The sequence below is a fragment of the Pediococcus acidilactici genome (assembly GCF_016127815.1).
In the GTDB taxonomy this organism is placed as follows: domain Bacteria; phylum Bacillota; class Bacilli; order Lactobacillales; family Lactobacillaceae; genus Pediococcus; species Pediococcus acidilactici.
Genome location: NZ_CP066046.1, coordinates 196,615 through 213,927 on the forward strand (window position 1 = coordinate 196,615; position 17,313 = coordinate 213,927).

The 17,313-nt window shown below is 42.3% G+C and carries 17 protein-coding genes and 1 riboswitch; of the genes, 14 read left to right on the forward strand and 3 right to left on the reverse strand.

Annotated features, from left to right (window positions below; translation table 11 throughout):
- Positions 1–431: 431 nt before the first annotated feature.
- From I6H64_RS00965 to I6H64_RS00980, 4 genes are all read left to right on the forward strand, one after another.
- Entirely contained in the window at positions 432–2,183 is a 1,752-nt protein-coding gene (locus I6H64_RS00965) for a MucBP domain-containing protein (RefSeq protein WP_008841862.1), read from the forward strand.
- 798 nt (positions 2,184–2,981) lie between these two features.
- Positions 2,982–3,326 (forward strand): helix-turn-helix domain-containing protein, encoded by a 345-nt coding sequence (locus I6H64_RS00970; protein WP_002832316.1) that lies wholly within the window; start codon positions 2,982–2,984, stop codon positions 3,324–3,326.
- Between the two features lie 202 nt (positions 3,327–3,528).
- Positions 3,529–4,419 (forward strand): ABC transporter ATP-binding protein, encoded by an 891-nt coding sequence (locus I6H64_RS00975; RefSeq protein ID WP_008841861.1) that lies wholly within the window; start codon positions 3,529–3,531, stop codon positions 4,417–4,419.
- Position 4,420: 1 nt separating this feature from the next.
- Positions 4,421–5,659: an ABC transporter permease gene (locus I6H64_RS00980; RefSeq protein ID WP_036685554.1), complete on the forward strand. Its 1,239-nt coding sequence runs from the start codon at positions 4,421–4,423 to the stop codon at positions 5,657–5,659.
- 161 nt (positions 5,660–5,820) lie between these two features.
- Here the strand turns inward: I6H64_RS00980 and I6H64_RS00985 are convergent, their stop codons facing one another.
- Positions 5,821–7,227, reverse strand: a complete 1,407-nt coding sequence (locus I6H64_RS00985) for a C69 family dipeptidase (protein ID WP_008841859.1) — start codon at positions 7,225–7,227, stop codon at positions 5,821–5,823.
- 199 nt (positions 7,228–7,426) lie between these two features.
- Between I6H64_RS00985 and I6H64_RS00990 the strand changes: the two genes are divergently transcribed.
- Entirely contained in the window at positions 7,427–8,755 is a 1,329-nt protein-coding gene (locus tag I6H64_RS00990) for a nucleobase:cation symporter-2 family protein (protein ID WP_036685551.1), read from the forward strand.
- 126 nt (positions 8,756–8,881) lie between these two features.
- On the opposite strand, the gene I6H64_RS00995 is transcribed toward I6H64_RS00990, so the two are convergent.
- Positions 8,882–9,028 carry a hypothetical protein gene (locus I6H64_RS00995; RefSeq protein WP_002832310.1) on the reverse strand — a complete coding sequence of 49 codons (147 nt, stop codon included), beginning with the start codon at positions 9,026–9,028 and terminating at the stop codon, positions 8,882–8,884.
- A gap of 72 nt (positions 9,029–9,100) precedes the next feature.
- The gene (locus I6H64_RS01000; RefSeq protein WP_008841857.1) at positions 9,101–9,655 is read right to left on the reverse strand and encodes a folate family ECF transporter S component; all 555 of its coding nucleotides are present in this window, start codon (positions 9,653–9,655) and stop codon (positions 9,101–9,103) included.
- A gap of 65 nt (positions 9,656–9,720) precedes the next feature.
- A riboswitch (THF riboswitch) is annotated at positions 9,721–9,816 on the reverse strand.
- A 127-nt stretch (positions 9,817–9,943) separates the two neighbouring features.
- Between I6H64_RS01000 and I6H64_RS01005 the strand changes: the two genes are divergently transcribed.
- The 9 genes from I6H64_RS01005 (at position 9,944) to I6H64_RS01045 (ending at position 17,252) form a co-directional block, all read left to right on the forward strand.
- Positions 9,944–10,822 (forward strand): RluA family pseudouridine synthase, encoded by an 879-nt coding sequence (locus I6H64_RS01005; RefSeq protein ID WP_008841856.1) that lies wholly within the window; start codon positions 9,944–9,946, stop codon positions 10,820–10,822.
- 53 nt (positions 10,823–10,875) lie between these two features.
- Positions 10,876–11,289, forward strand: a complete 414-nt coding sequence (locus I6H64_RS01010) for a hypothetical protein (RefSeq protein WP_005918087.1) — start codon at positions 10,876–10,878, stop codon at positions 11,287–11,289.
- A 147-nt stretch (positions 11,290–11,436) separates the two neighbouring features.
- Positions 11,437–12,999, forward strand: a complete 1,563-nt coding sequence (gene rny / locus I6H64_RS01015; protein ID WP_008841854.1) for a ribonuclease Y — start codon at positions 11,437–11,439, stop codon at positions 12,997–12,999.
- On the forward strand, positions 12,996–13,655 hold the full coding sequence (locus I6H64_RS01020; protein WP_008841853.1) for an HD domain-containing protein: 660 nt from the start codon (positions 12,996–12,998) through the stop codon (positions 13,653–13,655). Before rny ends, I6H64_RS01020 begins: the two co-directional genes overlap by 4 nt.
- Positions 13,656–13,667: 12 nt before the next feature.
- On the forward strand, positions 13,668–14,348 hold the full coding sequence (locus I6H64_RS01025; RefSeq protein ID WP_008841852.1) for a phosphatase PAP2 family protein: 681 nt from the start codon (positions 13,668–13,670) through the stop codon (positions 14,346–14,348).
- Positions 14,349–14,576: 228 nt separating this feature from the next.
- Positions 14,577–15,479 (forward strand): cation diffusion facilitator family transporter, encoded by a 903-nt coding sequence (locus tag I6H64_RS01030; protein ID WP_008841851.1) that lies wholly within the window; start codon positions 14,577–14,579, stop codon positions 15,477–15,479.
- Between the two features lie 209 nt (positions 15,480–15,688).
- Positions 15,689–15,889, forward strand: a complete 201-nt coding sequence (locus tag I6H64_RS01035) for a cold-shock protein (protein WP_002832300.1) — start codon at positions 15,689–15,691, stop codon at positions 15,887–15,889.
- 147 nt (positions 15,890–16,036) lie between these two features.
- A complete protein-coding gene (locus I6H64_RS01040; protein WP_005918101.1) occupies positions 16,037–16,780 on the forward strand; it encodes a threonine/serine exporter family protein in 744 nt (247 codons plus the stop codon).
- Between the two features lie 13 nt (positions 16,781–16,793).
- Entirely contained in the window at positions 16,794–17,252 is a 459-nt protein-coding gene (locus tag I6H64_RS01045; protein ID WP_002832298.1) for a threonine/serine exporter family protein, read from the forward strand.
- Positions 17,253–17,313 lie beyond the last annotated feature (61 nt).

Genomic DNA, 17,313 nt, shown 5'->3' on the forward strand with positions numbered 1-17,313 from the left:
ATTCATTTCCTAGTAACCGAAAAAATAAATACTAAAAAATGGATTTGGATAAGGTGATTGATTTCTCAAAAGGTGACAATGACTAGTGATTAATTTCTTAATACGCAAACAATTCAATGAAAGACATAATTATTTACGTTACTAACTTGATATTCCCTCCCTATAAAAATTTTAGGTATTAGTACCGTAGACATTATAAAATGTTATCACTAATGTTTTTATATTCATATAGATGAAATGAAAAAATATGTATTATTTTGGGGCTTATTCTATGTTTTTTTAGACGATGTATCGAAAATGATAATATTTCAACATTTCTTGATGATTACTATAATAATTAAATAAATATGTAAATAATGTTGGAAATAATAAACCTTAAGAGGTAAAATGTGTTTGCATGCAATACTATACAATTTGTGAGGAGTAATAGAATGGAAACGAAAAAGAGATTTAAAATGTATAAAAGTGGAAAACGCTGGTTAATTGCGGCAGTTGTTGCTGGGGGAGTGGGAGTTTTTGCTAATACTAGTGTAAATGCCGATACGGTAAATGCAAATAGTAATGCTACACAAACTGAACAGGTTAGTAAAAATGAAAACGCAGACAATGGAACTGTTGAAAAACAACAGGATACCGTTGGTGAAAAGAATGATAATTCTATAGAGAAGGCAGTCCAAGCTAAGGCTGTAGATGACAATCAAGATGAAACAACTACTAATGATGATGCATCATCCGACTCTGATGTAAAGAATGATGATAACAAAGAAAGTATTAGTGATGATGTTGATTCTGAAGACGATTACGATTCAAATGATGATGTTGATTCCGAAGACGATTACGACTCAAATGATGATGTTGATTCCGATGATGACTATGATACCAACGATGACTATGATTCAGAAGAGGATGCGCCATCAATTTCTGTTGACGCCGTTAATAATGGCAAACACTATACGATTAACGCTCATGCTCCAGAAGAAAGTTGGAACGGAGTTGGACCACTGTTTGATAATGTAGTCGTTAATCCAGATGGTTCAGACCATACATATTCATTCTACGGTGGGGATTCCTCAACTAGTGCATACTATATTCGTAAGAGTAATGGTGATTATGCAGTTATTAACGGTAGTGACGTTAGCACTACCGTAGTAAACAACGACTTAAAACAAGTTTTTGTTGATTCTAGTACAGGACTTGAAGTTACTGAAATAGTCCATATCACCCAAGATGGTCAAATTCAACATACGGTAACAATTAAAAATGTTGGTGACCAAACACTTAATAATGTTAGTTTTGGTACCATGTTGGATACTATGTTAGACGATAATGATGATATTTCTTTATACGCTTCAGGTAATGGCGGCGTATTTATCAAAAATGACGAATTAACTTTGTATGTGGAAGCTTTACGAAATGCTCATGTCTATGCTGGCCAGTGGAATGGTAGTGAAAGTGATATTGCAGATCGTTTAAAAGTTTCCGGTAACTATGGAAAGTCACTCATTAATGATGTAGACTCTGCTGTACAATATGAAACAGATTTTCTTAACTTAGCGAAGGGTCAAAGCTACATTTATAGTTATGTAGAAAGACTATTTACTGCCCATGAAAGTCTGGGGCAAGTAACCGTTCATTATGTAGATGAGAACGGTAATAAGATTCATGATGATAAAGTGCTAGGGAATATTGTTGGTGAAGGATTTGATGAACAACCAATTAGTATTGATGGGTATGTATTTTCACGGACATTAGGAAATGCAAAGGGTGTATTTAGTAAGGACCCGCAAAACATTACCTTTGTATATACGCATAAAGAAGTAACTCCAGCAGAAAATAATCCTGAAACGCCTAGCCAAGATAAGCCGGAGAATCCAAGCGTACCAAGCACTGACGAAAATAAACCAGCTGAACCAAGTGTCAGTGCGCCGGATGTACAAACGCCAGAGGCACCTAGAAATAACAATGTAATACCTACAAATGTAAGTCATGTAACATCAGTAACCCCAACCCAAGTGACAAATAAACCACAGCTTACAGAAAATAATGTAAAGCAAACGAATTCGGTAACATTGCCGCAAACTGATGAAAACCCTCGCTCGGCTTCACTCCTGACTACTATTGGGTTAGTAATTAGTGGAATGATAGCTACGCTTGGTCTAACAATTAAGCGTCGGCACGATTAAATTGATAAATATTTGCTTTAAATCCACGGTTTTAAAAAAGCCGTGGATTTTTTTGCGTGTAGGTGAAAAAATCTAGTACACCTGAACAATTTAAATAATAACTGAGGTACTGGGCATAGAACGTTAACAAATAAAGTTGAACCTGTTTAAACACTATAAAGTGCTTGATTAACTATATATATATGCACGCATAATAAACTGTACAGTGATTTTGTTTAAATTTAAAAAGGTCGGATGTTAGGATTTTGATCATTGAATAAGTGCCGGAAATAAAACTTTTTTTATAAAAAATAAAGGTGCATATACAGAAGGAACGAAAATTAAAACTTATGAATTTTTAATGTGCAAATAATGTTACTTAAGAAGATGGATAACGGTTTGGAAAATTTATTGATTAAGTTCGGAGACAAATTTAAGATACGTAATCGATTTGATAACTATCTAAAAATCCTATCAAATCAACGTTGAAGATAATTGAAAGCCTACGTTTAAGGATGTGAAAAAAGATAAGTTGATTTGTTTTTTTTTAAAGAGGACGGTCTACTAGAAATTATTTTTTAACAGCGGTAAAATGGTTAAAAGTATAATAAACGATACATTAACTTTGGTAGACAAAGATTGTTCGGAATCGAATGGTAAAAGGTTAATTTTTTGGTAAGGTTCGGGGTTTTGAGGCGGTAAAATCGCGAACCTTTTTTGATTGTAATAATATATGTATATTGTCTAGTTGACTATATTTTGTTATCAACAGAACCAAAAACCTTTATTGTCGACTTATAACAAGACGCGAGGTGCAATATGAGTGCAAATATAAATATTGGAAAATTAATTAAACAAGTTCGTAAGGAGAGCGGGTTGACCCAAGAAGAGTTAGCTGAGAAAAGTGATTTATCAGTTAACTTCATTTCGCGAATTGAAAGAACTGATAACCAAAACATTAGCTGGAAGAATATCGAAGCAATTGCTGAAGCATTAGGGTTGAGTACAATTGAACTATTACAGGTCAATGAAAATCGGCAACAGCATCGGGGATTATATTTAACTAAGCTAATGCGGATTTTAGAAGATATGAATGAATTGGAAGCTGAAGAGTTGTCTAAGAACATCATTGATATTATTGAATTACTACAACGAAAAAAATAACGGTTAGCAATGTAGCGTCGGAGAAGTTACTCGTGCCTTAGTAATTAAAATAAAAATTATTTATTGATTAGACCGCAAAACCTGCACAAGGTTTTGCGGTCTTTTTAATACTTTTATCAATAAAGCGCATACATAGTTTATATGCTTTGCTATAATACCCATATTCAATGATGGGGATGTATTAGAAAGAGGGGAGTCATTAATGTTAGAAATTGACCAGGTTAGTAAATACTTTGGTACATATTGTGCCGTCAGTGAGGAGTCTTTTGTGGTTCATCCAGGTGAAATTTTAGGTTTGATTGGTCAAAACGGTGCGGGAAAGACGACTACTTTTCGGATGATTTTAGATTTTTTAACGCCTGATGAAGGGCAAATTAGGTGGGATGGAAAACCAATTAACCAGTTGAAACGCGACTGGATTGTGTACCTTCCTGAAGAACGGGGGCTATACCCGAAGATGACTATTGAACAGCAAGTACTGTTTTTTGGCCAGTTACACGGGATGAAGAAGCACGATATTTTAGCTCAGCTAGATGAATGGATGGATCGTTTCCAAGTTAAGGGGAAACGCAAAGAAAAAATTAAGAACTTATCCAAAGGAAATCAGCAAAAGGTCCAGCTGATTGCGGCATTGATATTCATGCCTAAGCTGGCGATTCTAGACGAACCTTTTTCAGGGTTGGATCCGGTGAACGCGGGGCTATTAAAGGAGGGAATTCGGTTCTTACGACAGAATGGTACCGCGATTATTTTTTCTAGTCACGATATGACAAATATTGAAGATTTGTCGGATCAGCTGGTGATGCTAAAGGACGGCAAAGTAGTTTTAAATGGGAAGGTCAATGAAATTCGCCAACAGTTTGGCGATACGCGGGTGTACTTGCAGACAAACCGATTTACCCAACCAGAGCTAGCGGCCATTCCGGGGGTACAACGGGTAAGTCAAAGGGCAGACCAGTTTATTCTGGAATTAGAAACGCCCGCGGTGGGCCACCGAATTTTTGAATTGGTAACTAAGGATGGCTACCTAAAAGAATTTAGCCAACAACCGCCTACTTTAGACGAAATTTTCAAAATTAAGGCTGGTGACTAAGATGAATAAATTAATGATTATCGCAAAACAAGTTTTAAAAAAGAACGTGACTAGTTTTTCTTGGTGGTCGCTGGTCTTATTGCCGCTGATTATCGCAGGAGTCATGGTGGGAATCGGTATTTATAGCGGACATAAAGACTCTAAAGCTACCGTAGCGGTGGTGGCGCCGTCAGAAATTGTACAGGAACTTTCTGCTACACAACACGCAGATTTGCGCTATCGGGGATACTCCTCTAAAAAGGATGCTGAACGAGCGCTAAAAAACACTAAGGTTGACGGGATCCTAACCATCGATGCGCGTATGCAACATTCAAAACTAACGGTCAATAAAGAGGGGGCCGACGTTGAAGAGACCGATATTCAACAAGATTTAGCGGTTTTAAATACGGCTAATACGGCCAAAGCACTCGGTTTAAGCCAACAGCAGCTAGCTCAATTGTTACGGACTCCGGAGCTAACTACGAAAACGGTTAGCCTTAAGAAGGGACGGTTAACCACGATCAATTCCGGCAACCGGCAACTCAGGATGATTGTTGCCCAATTAATTGCGTTACCAATGTACATTTTCTTAATTAGTTATGGAAACGTAATTGCCCAAGAAATTGGTACAGAAAAAGGTTCTCGAATTGAAGAATCAATTTTAACCGCGGTGAAGGCGAAAACCCAATTTTACGGCAAATTGCTTGGCGTGGGGATTTTGACTTTAATCCACCTACTGGTTTACCTGGTAGTTGGGGTGGTGGTTTGGTTAACCAGCGGCCAATCTGTCAAACTACACGATTTAATTAATCAAATCCCGTGGCACGAAATCGATTTGCCGTTCCTCAGTATTTCAATTGGCTTTTTCATCTTGGGGGTCTTTACGTACGCAATTTTAGCGGCCCTTTGCGGTTCACTGGTTACCAACCAGGAACAAATTGCGCAAGCAGCGGTACCAGCCACTTTAATCGCGATGGTGGGCTTCTTCGCGGCAATTCAGGCTCCGGATAGTCAAGGGATGGTGACGACTGTGCTAAGTTACCTGCCGTTTACCAGTCCGATGGTAATGCCAGTGCGTTATGGCGTTGACCAAGCGAGTCTGAGTGCGGCCGGGGTGGCTTGGATTATTAACGTGATTTTCTTGCTAGCTTTTTGTTGGTTAAGCGCGAACGCTTACGAGCGCAACGTGCTTGTTTATAACAACAAGGGAATTTTTAAGGCGTTGCGGCACAGTTTACAAATGCAACGTAAACGTCATTAACCGCAAAAAGAGAGAAAATATAACTTGGAAGTTTGCGAGTAGGCAATCAGCCTTAGATTTTGCAACGCTTACTATCAATATAGAGTTAACTAAATTAAAACGCTCCTTAAGAAATTAATCTTAAGAAGCGTTTTTTTAATTCTTTGAGTCGTTAACTAAAATTAGTCGTTTAAATTGTATCTTAACTTCATGTGAGCCGAACCTAAAGTAACCATTTCGCCGAGTAGCTTAGTTTGACGAGTGAAGGATTCGTGAGCTAATTTTTCGTTAGCTGCTTCCAAATACTTCACGGGATCGCTTTGCGTAGCGAAGTTTTGGTCGGTTTCATTTTGGATATGCCGGTAAGCACCCATTGCTTCAAGTTCAAAGGTGTTCCGCAAGTCAACGTACAGATCGTAATCGGTATCGCCAAGGAGGGCGGTTGTGCAGCTTAACCAGTACATGTTGTTAAGGTCGAACGTGCCGGTGGCATTTTTATAAACGTCCGGGGTATCGTTGACGTTTGCATAGAATGGAACCACCGTGTTAAATGTGTTGGCCCCGTATGCTAGCCAGTGGATACCGGCAATTTCAGCGGGCACGTCGTTACGAATTTGCAAGATATGCACGTTGTGGTTCCGGTTGATGCCGATTGGCCGGAAGAGTTTCTTTTGGTCTTCGGTACCGTTACCGTAAGGGTCGTATTCCGTATTTTCAAAATGCGAACTCAAAACAAACTTAACGTCTTCAATTGAAATCTTCTTGTCGGCGTGGCAAATGAACGGTAAGTCTTGGTCCATCGGGTCGTGTTCGATTTCCGGATTGAAGTATTTTTGTCCGTACCAAGTCCGCGGGTTGTTGTAAACCGTGTCTTTAATCGATGCACTACCGAAAATGTGGCGGAAGTTGTACCCATCGTAGTCGGGATTAAGGTGATATTTTTCGATCAAACCTTTTAAGTCTGCTGAGCACAAAGTGTCGTCAGAATTAAAGTCAAAGTGGTCGATGTTCATCCGGTTAGGAGCAACTACGTAAGCATCGTCAGGAATCCGTACCGCTGCCCAGTGGTGTCCGCCGATGGTTTCAAGCCACCAAACTTCTTCCTTATCAGAAAAGGCAATTCCGTTTGGTTCGTAGGTTCCGTATTCTTCTAATAGTTCACCCATCCGCAAAACACCTTCCCGGGCGCTGTGAATGTATGGTAAAACTAACGTAACGATGTCTTCTTCGCCAATCCCGTTTTCTACGTAAGGATCAATTCCAAGAATCCGGGAATTAGTGGTGATGGTTTCGGTAGCGGACATTGCAACGTTTTCGCTGTTGATGCCGGCTGCCGGCCAAATTCCGTTCGTTAAAATGGAGTTTGGCATGGAAGTGTAACGTAATGGATTATCGGGAAGCTTAACTTCCACGCCGCTGATTACGGCACGATAATTTTGGGGTTGTTCATCGGGATTAACAACGACAAAACGTTGGGGATCGAGGGCTTCATGGCCGTCGTCGTTCCGTGAAATAATCGTTGAACCATCGATGGAGGCCTTTTTACCAACTAAGATAGTGGTACAAGAACCGTGAATGCGTTTGTTCATTGATAAACACTCCTTTATTATTTTATATGTTCATTATATAACTTTTACACAAAACTCACAGGAACAATAGGCGAACAATATTTATTCGAAATACCCTTTAAGTAAAATAAAGTTCGTTATTCGTCTTTTTAAAAGCCGATTATTATGCTAAAATGTTCGTTATAAACTGAAAATGATTACTGATATAGTGGAGGATGAGATGAAGGAATTTGAGTCGCAAGTTTTACAAGAAGAACGGTTGTCGACGCCAAAGACAATTCTGCTGGCGTTTCAGCACTTGCTAGCAATGTACGCGGGGGATATTTTAATCCCGCTTTTGATTGGGGCAGCTTTAAAATTTAACGCCCAACAAATGACCTATTTAATTTCCGTGGACATTTTTATGTGCGGGGTAGCAACTTTCTTACAAATTAAGCGGACGCCGCTAACTGGGATTGCCTTACCGGTGGTGCTCGGCTCAGCTGTGGAATATTTGGCCCCGATGGAGCACATTGGAAACACCTTTGGTTGGGGATACATGTACGGGGGCGTCATTGCCGCCGGAATTTTTGTTTTCTTAATTAGCGGACTTTTCGCGCGACTACGGAAATTCTTTCCGGTAGTGGTGACCGGATCACTAATTACCTTAATTGGCTTTACGTTAATCCCGGTTGCTTTCCAGAATATTGGAGGCGGCAACGTTGCGGATCCGCATTTTGGAAGTGCTAGCAGCTTGATTTTAGGTTTTGTAACTGCACTAATTATTATTTTAATTCAAGTGTTCACTCACGGATTCGTTAAACGGATTTCAGTTTTGATTGGCATTGTAGCCGGGTCGTTAATCGCGGTTTTGATGGGATTAATTGATCCAACGCCGATCAGTCAAGCAAGCTGGTTAAAAATCCCGCTACCGTTTTACTTTGCGACTCCGAAGTTTGAATGGTCCTCCATCCTAACGATGTTGTTAGCCGCGGTAACTTGTATGATTGAATCTACCGGAGTTTACTTTGCTTTAGCGGATATCACGGAACGGAAACTAACGGCGGACGATTTAAAACGCGGGTACCGCTCGGAAGGGATTGCGGCAATCCTAGGCGGAATTTTTAACACCTTCCCGTATTCAACCTTTTCCCAAAATGTGGGAATTGTGCAATTATCCGGAATTAAAAAGCTGCGCCCGATCTATTTCTCGGCGGGGATGTTGTTAATTTTAGGATTGATTCCGAAGTTTAGCGCGATTGCAACGTTAATTCCTACGTCAGTCCTTGGCGGGGCGATGCTAGTAATGTTTGGCATGGTTGGAGCCCAAGGAATTAAGATGCTGGCGGCGGTTGACATGACGGTAAATAACCTATTAGTAATTGCGGTTTCAATTGGCGTTGGTTTAGGGGTAACTACCCAACCAACCTTGTTCCACATTTTACCGGCAACCGTGCAAACCATTTTAGATAACGGAATGGTGGTTGGGTGCGTGACGGCGATCATCATGAATCTTCTATTAAATGGTTCTAAGGGACTAGACGAAACGCGCGAATCCTCAGCCAAATAGCCTACGCACGTTAACAAAAAGCGACAGTTATGTTTGGATTGGGCATAATTGTCGTTTTTAATTTAATGAAGGCAAAAAAATAATACAGAAAAAGAGGTTGGAAAAATTCCAACCTCTTTTGAGTTCTTATTTAACTTTTGGTGTTTCAGCGATTGTATCAGTCTTGCCTTTAGCAAATTTTTGAATCGCTACGATCCGTGCTTGACGGCGACGACGTTCGCGTTTGCCAGAAACTTTACGTGCACGGGCGAATGAATTATATGGTGACTTCATGGTCTTCCTCCTCAGCAAAAAAATAATCAATTACTATTTTATGATGAATAATGGAGAAAAGCAAATAAATTATTAGACGGATTGCCGGCTAGCGTTCATCCGGGTCACAATTCGCAGTGCCAACTGACCAAATGCGCGAATTAACACCACCTGGATTGGCAACTGAATGATGTTGCTAATGATCCGTGCCGAATTGTAGTACGCAGCCGCCGCCGCGCCAAAGTAAATCGACTGCCAGATGAAGTTTAAGCCCATGGTAACCACCAACATAACGAGAAGGCGGGCAATCAAAATTCGCCACCAGTCAAACTTACCTTGATATAGGAAAACTGATTGAATGACGTTGCCCACCATGGCGCTAATGGCCCATACGGGAAGGTACGGACCAACCGGGTTAGAAAAGTAACCGACCGTGTCACTGACCAACCCAAACACAATTCCAGCCCAGGGGCCAAACAGCCCGGCAACGATGGCCGATGGAATATACTCGAAGCTAACCAAGGTAAACTGGGGCGTTAGATGGATGGTCGTGTAACGAGCCAACACTACATCTAAGGCCGCCAATAAAGCCATCATGGTTAGGTTTCGCACGGAAAAAACTCCCTTAATACTAAAAAAATCCTTCATGCAAATCCCTCCATTTCTTTATTGGCCGCAAAACGAAAAGGAAATAGCATGAAAATTCCCTCTTCAACGGCGAGATGCGGAACCGATATCGCTGCTAGGCATTCGTTCGTCGAACAACTCTCCGTCTCGACGACACTTAACGCACCGATTCCTACTCCATTGATAGAGCTAAATTCATTGTAGTCCCTTTTACTTGAATTTCAAGGAAAAAAGTTTTCGGTAAGCGAATCGGAAATTAGCTATAATGGAAATGAGTGAAGGAAGAAAGCACAAACGAATGGAGAAAATATGCGATATCGAATTGAAAATAATTTAGAAGAAATTATTAGTGCACAAAAAGTTTTACAACGGTTAGGAGCCAGTCAACGGTTAATGCAAAAAATTCGCCAAGCCGGGCGGTTAGTTGACGAAAACGAACGGACGGTGGCGTTAAAAGACAAGATTATGCCCTTTGAGCCCTTTTGGATTGAACTGCCGGATGAGGATTCTGACCCAGCGGTGCCAGTTAGTGATCAACCGCTCGACATTATTTATGAAGATGATAATTGGTTAGTGGTTAATAAACCTGCGGGCCTAACTGCGGTTCCCGGACCAAGTAACCGTACGGATACCTTGGTTAATCGGATTAAGGGGCACTGGCAAGCTAACGGAGCAGTTAACTTGGTACCCCATTTAATCACCCGGTTGGACCGGTTTACAAGCGGGATCACCCTCGTAGCGCGTCATCAAGTGGCTAACAGCCTTCTAAGCGAGCAAGTACGTCATCGAAAGATTAAAAAAACGTACCTTGCGCTAGTTGACGGGGTGGTTAGTGCTGAAAAAGGGACCTTTAACCAGCCGCTAGGACTAGCTGCCGATGGAATCCACCGGGAGGTTCAAGAAGGCGGACAAAGCGCCACGACCAGCTTTAAAGTGGTCCAACGTTTTGCAAATCAAACGTTGGTACAGGTTCATTTAAAAACTGGACGTACTCACCAAATCCGCGTACACTTTGCCAACGCGGGCCATCCGTTAGTGGGCGACCAACTATATGGTGGTCCCATGGATCGGGGAATTGAGCGACAGGCTTTGCACGCGCAATCCATCCGCTTTTTTGATCCGTTCACGAATCAGAAATTAGAGTTTACGGCTCCCTTGCTCGCAGACTTACAAGCAATCGGGATGTAGGCAGTTCCGGACAACTTTAAACGAGCAGAAAATAATTGATTGAAGAGGTAGTTATGACAACAGAAGGCAATTTTGAAAACATAAACGTAACGTTAGGAGATCCCGCGTTTGACGCAATGTTAATGCAGTTAAATCACGAAGTAAACAGCAGCAACGCGTCCGAATACAATTTCATGGGCAACTTGACCCAGGAAGTCGGTGACCAGGTTTGGGCGGTTCCCGCGTACTTGAGTGAAGATTACGCCTTATTTTTCCTATACACCGCGATTGAAACTGGCGATTGGGTAGTGGCCTTTTCGGAAGGAACGCAAACGGACGGGCAGTTTAACCTAGGCACGCCGTTGACCACTGGACAGGGATTGAACCGTTTGTACGAAAAGAATCCGAACCGGGCAAAGATGGTTTTGAGTTTTGTAAACGACTTGGAAAAAGCCGGTGAAGGCGTGTGGCGAATGGTGGAATTGTAAAACAAGCCCGCAAGTTTAGCTAAGAATCATTTAAGAGGCCCCTAGTCGATGTTTAAACATCTGGTAAAACGTTGGAATGGCCGGGAAATGGCCTAGTGGAATTATGCTATAATAAAATCCGATTATGAAGAAGAAGGGGGCAACGCGATGGTAACGATTTTAATCGTAATTTTGCTGGTGCTGGCACTAGGCGGCGGATTTTGGCGTCGGGCGCAAAAGCACCAGGAAGTTTTACGAGAAGCTCGGCAAGCAGCTAAAAAGCTGACTGCCCAGCAACAAGAAGCGACCCGCCAAGCAGTTCAAGAATATCAACAAAAAAGTCACCAAGAAACGGAACAGTACCGGATGACCATTAGTCAAGAACTCGACGATGATCAACGTGATAACCAACGCAAGGGTGCTTGGATTGAGCAACGAATGAAATTGTTGGAGCAAAAGCGCAATGCACTTGCCAACCGAGCAAACCTGTTATCACAGAAACGCCACGAGTTGCAGGACCGGAAAAATACGGTTAAGGAAACTTTGAAGCAGGCGGACCAGTTGATTACCGAACGCTGGCAAACGTTGCAAAATGTGGCCGATTTACCTGAAGCGCAGGCACGTGACGTGGTTTTACAAGCCACTAAGGAAGATGCGGAACAATCCCAAGAAGAGTTTGTTAACAATGCGGCAACCGAATTAGAAAGTTCAAAGGAACGGGAAGCAGAAGATTTGATTGCGTTGGCAATGGAACATAGTAACGTGGTCAGCGTGCAGTATGAAAATCACCGCGGCTTGGTTGCCGATAACCAAGAATACTTGGGGAAAATTATTGGTAACTCCGGACAAAATGTCCGAGCGATTGAAGCCTTAACCGGGGTAGACGTGATCATTGATGACCAAACGAAAGAAGTAATCATCAACGGATACGACCCGGTGCGGCGGGCTACGGCTATGGAAGTAATTAAATCTATTAAGGGTGAAAAACGGGTGCTTCCCGACACGATTGAACGGCTGGTGAACCAAGCTAACCGGACGATTGACGAACGCATTCGACATTACGGTGAAAATGCGGTTCGGGAATTGAAGTTGAAGCACGTGGCACCAGATTTGATTAAAATTATTGGGCGGATGCATTATCGAACTAGTTACGGACAAAATATTTTGGAGCATTCTATCGAAACGGCTAAACTAGCAGGAATTTTTGCTACTGAATTGGGCGAAAATGCTGCATTGGCTCGGCGTGCGGGGCTTTTGCATGATATTGGGAAATCTATTGACCGGGATATTGAAGCTACGCACGTTGAACTGGGAGTGGAGTTAACCACGAAATTCCGGGAAAACCCAGTGGTGATTAACACGATTGCTTCGCACCATGGAGACGTTGAATCTAAGTACGTAATTGCTGACCTTGTTGAAGCAGCAGACGCGATTTCTGGTGCTCGGCAAGGCGCTCGAAGCGAATCAGCAGCAGATTATTTGCAACGGATTAAAAGCTTAGAAGGGATTGCTAATGACCAGCCGGAAGTGCAGGAAAGTTACGCAATTCAAGCGGGGCGCGAGCTACGGGTAATCGTTTTGCCTAAGGAAACTAACGATCGCAGTATTAAGAACGTGGCTACTAACGTTAAGGACCGCATTGAAGATGAGGTTACTTATCCAGGACAGGTCAAGGTTACGGTGGTTAGAAAATTGGAAATTGTAGAATACGCGGAGAAAAAGCAAGCATGAGTCAAGATAATGTCGAACAATTAAACCAAATCAACCATTTTGTGATGAAGAAATTGCAAAACGACTTGACCGGACATGATTACGCCCATATTCAACGGGTGGTAAAGATGGCCCAAAAGTTGATGGATGATCGTGATGAGAAAATCAACCGTTTTGTGGTCATTGCGGCTGCCACGTTGCACGACGTGATTGACGAAAAGGTTGTTGAACAAACTAAAACTGCTGAAGACGAAGTGACCCGTTTTTTGCGGGAATTGGCGGTTAGTGACTATGACATTGCGCATATTTTCGATATCATTACGCACATGTCATTTTCGGATAATTTAGAACATAAGTATAAGCTTTCTTTAGAAGGGCAGATTGTGCAGGATGCCGACCGGTTGGATGCAATCGGGGCCATTGGAATTGCGCGCACTTTTTATTATGGGGGCGCGCACGGGCACATAATGTATGATCCCGAGATTGCGCCGCGTGAAGTAATGACGCATGCCGAGTATCGGCAAAATCAGTCGGTAATTAACCATTTCTATGAAAAGCTACTTAAGCTAAAGGACGAAATGAACACTCCATTAGCCCAGCAAATTGCTGAAAAACGCACCCAGCGGATGGAGTCGTTTTTAACGGAATTTATTGCCGAATGGAATCAAGAAAACTAGGAGGAGTTAGGGATGTTACGAGATATGCCTAATGTGCCAAAACGATTTGTGATACTAGCGGCGTTAGTGGTAATCGTTTTGGTAGCAGGGGTCAAGATGCAAAGCATGTTTATGCTTTTTGTGGACCAACTGTTTAGCAGCGCCGTACAAAGTGAATTTATGATGTTTTTAGAACCCGTGATGCGACTAATCACGATGATTGCCGACACTAAACTGGGGTTGATTTACGCAGTATTAATTGCGGCGTACTTGTGGTTGCGGCAAGGGCAACGGGTTGACGCAATTTGGGTGATTTGCACGATGTTTGGCGGAGCAGTTGTGGCGTACCTTTTAAAGGAATTTGTCAAACGTCCGCGGCCCACGATTGCACAAATTGTCCCTGAAACGGGATACAGTATGCCGAGTGGCCACACTTTTGAAGCGTTCTTAGTTTTAGCGTTTCTTTACCTATTTTTCGTACGGCCAATGGCAGAATCATCGTTGAAAAAAGCTTGCACCGCTGGGTTGGTAATTTGGCAGATTTTGGTAATTTGGTCCCGGATTTTTATGGGGGCCCATTACCTTACCGATACCCTAGTGGCGGTTGGCTTAGGAACCGTTTGGCTATGGGTGGCCATCATGTTATATCAAAGCTTGTACGATACGATCGCTAGCTACATAGAACCTAGCGTGGGTCGGCACCACCAGCGGTAGTAATTAGGATCCCTAAGAGCATAGTTAAAGCTTACTTGGGTGGAGTAAAGGGAGTTCTCCACACGGTAAGCGTTAATCGTACTTATATTACAAAGAGCTTCTCAAGAATTTTTAGATTCTTGGGAAGTTTTTTAATTTTAGAACGAAATTAATTGTTATTTCGAGAAGTATTGAAGGTGCTTTCTAAATGAAGGATAATAAGGTTAGTTGCAGTGGGGGTGAGTTTTTATGGAATTTAAAGATGACAAAGCTCAACACGGTTTGAGATTTTTGGAAGCGACGGTTTTAAATTTAGCAATCACGGCGGTTGAATTCGGGGGCGGATTGCTCTCCGGCAGTTTAGCGCTTTTGTCCGACGCGATTCACAACTTGGGCGACAGTGCCTCAATCGTAATGGCCTACGTGGCTAGTCGGATTAGTCAGCGAAATTCTAATCAGTCTAAGACTTATGGCTACCGGCGGGCAGAAATTTTATCGTCGTACTTTAACGCAATTTTTTTGTTAGTAATGTCAGCCCTGTTAATTTGGGAAGCAATTCGGCGGTTCGCTCATCCGCACCCGGTTAACGGCGGATTAATGTTAGTTGTAGCGGTAGTTGGTTTGTTAGCCAATGGTTTTTCAGCGTGGTTGCTACATAGCGGTTCGCACAATAACTTAAACCTAAAGGCGACCTATTTGCACATTTTAAGTGATGCATTTGCCTCTGGGGGAGTTATTTTAGGTGCGTTAATCATCAAAATATTCCACGTGGTTTGGGCGGACCCGTTGATGACCATTGTGGTTTCTGTTTACATTGCTTACAAGACGATTCCAATTATCATCGAAGCGACTAATATTTTAATGGAGGCGGGACCACGGTTGGATTATCGCGCGGTCAAAGCAACGGTACTAAGCGTTCCAGGAGTGGTTAATATTCATCACGTACACACTTGGATGATTGATGAACACCGGATTATGCTAACCGCCCACATTGCTTTAGAGGATCAAGAACTCAGCGAAGTTGAACCAATTTACCAAAAGATTAGAAAATTGCTAAAGGATAAGTACAATATCGAACACGCAACTTTGCAAGCCGAAGTCGATCGGGGCAAGGAATATCAGATCTTTACAACTAATAAAGACGACGTTTAGCGAGTGATATTTGATAGCGTTTTAATTTTTTTGAAAGAAATTAAGGATATTGCTGTTTTTTTTGAGAAGGGCATGCTATACTATAGATGTGCTTTTGGTTAGGTGCTTTTGGTCAGATTGTTTTATTGTGAACTATCCCCATTACTACCGGCTCAAGCTACAAATTTTAAAACAGCCATGCATCATGGTTTTACAGGAGGATGTTCATAATGGAACAAGGTACAGTTAAATGGTTTAACGCAGACAAAGGTTTTGGTTTTATTACTCGCGAAGATGGTAGTGACGTATTCGTTCACTTCTCAGCTATCCAAAGCGACGGCTTCAAGACTCTTGAAGAAGGCCAATCAGTTAGCTTCGATGTTGAAGAAAGCGACCGCGGACCTCAAGCCGTAAACGTTGAAAAAAACTAATTTAAAAAATTACTGAAAAAGCAGGGTGCTTCGGCGCTCTGCTTTTTTTGTGTGGTTTGGCGAAGAAATTACGTTATAAAAATAAAATCATTAACGAATCGCTGGCTTATTCGGTATAATGAAGAAGTTAAAGCGGAGGTGCGGTGGATGCGTGATTTAAAAAAAGTAATCAAAACTTGTCTGCTTGCTGGACGAATAATGATTGAAAATGGCTCCGAAATGTCGCGAGCCGAGGATACCATGAAACGGATTGCGATTAATTCAGGGATTGATGATTTACAATTATTCGGTACAATTACCGGCTTGATTGTTTCAGTTCCGGACTCGTTAACTTCCCAGGTGGAACAAATTACGCGGCGAGCCTTTGATCTAGAGAAGGTTTCTGCGGTCAATTCTTTTTCGCGAGAATACGCGGCAAAACAAATCACCTTAGACGAGTTTTACGAAAAGTTAAGCACGTTGGATGAAGCAACGCCGTTTTTCCCGTTTTGGCTGCAGGTATTGGGAGCTGCACTGGTAAGTGGGCCCTTCATGGTAGCTTTTTCAGGAAATTTGGTGGATTTAGGGGTCACTATGTTGGTGGGGGCTCTCGGGTACACCGTCTTTTACCTGAGTAACCGTCTTTTAAACGTTAAGTACATAAGCGAATTTTTTGCCTCGATCGTAATCGGTATTTTAGCGGTCTTAATCGTTCGAATGGGCTGGGGGCAATCGTTAGATGAGATTATCATTGGTTCAGTCATGCCCCTTGTTCCCGGAGTGCCCTTGACTAACGCGGTCCGGGATATTTTAAACGGCCATTTAGTTAGCGGACCAGCGCGCGGAGTGGAGGCCCTGTTATCCGCATGCGCAATTGGCTTTGGGATTGCGTTCGTATTTCGGTTCATATGATGGAGGAAGATTGATGCAGTTATTATTGGAATTTGTGATGGCGGGGATTGCTACGGTTGGGTTTGGGATTATTATTAACATCCCGCACCGGGCGTTGTTAACCGCTGGAATAATTGGTGGAATCTCTTGGGGAATCTACTGGGAAATGTTGCAATTTCACTTAGGGCTCGCATTAAGCTCCTTAACGGCCACGACGGTGATTGCCTTACTAAGTTTATTTGCGGCCCGGCGGTTGAAAATGCCAATGATTGTTTTCAGTATTCCCGGGATTGTGCCCCTGGTCCCCGGCGGACAGGCTTACCAAATGATTCGTAACTTTGCGTTGTCCAATACGCGGCTTGCCACCCATTTTATGTTGGAAGTGGGGGTAATTGCGGGGTCAATCGGGATCGGCTTTTTGATGGCTGAGTTCATTGACCGTTTGCAACGTAAATTAGTAGTGCGTTTCAAAAAGGTCCGGGAAAATAAATAAGGGCTACCGGTAAACAAAAAATAAATGAAATTGAAAAACGCCTCGCAAGGGTTGTGATACT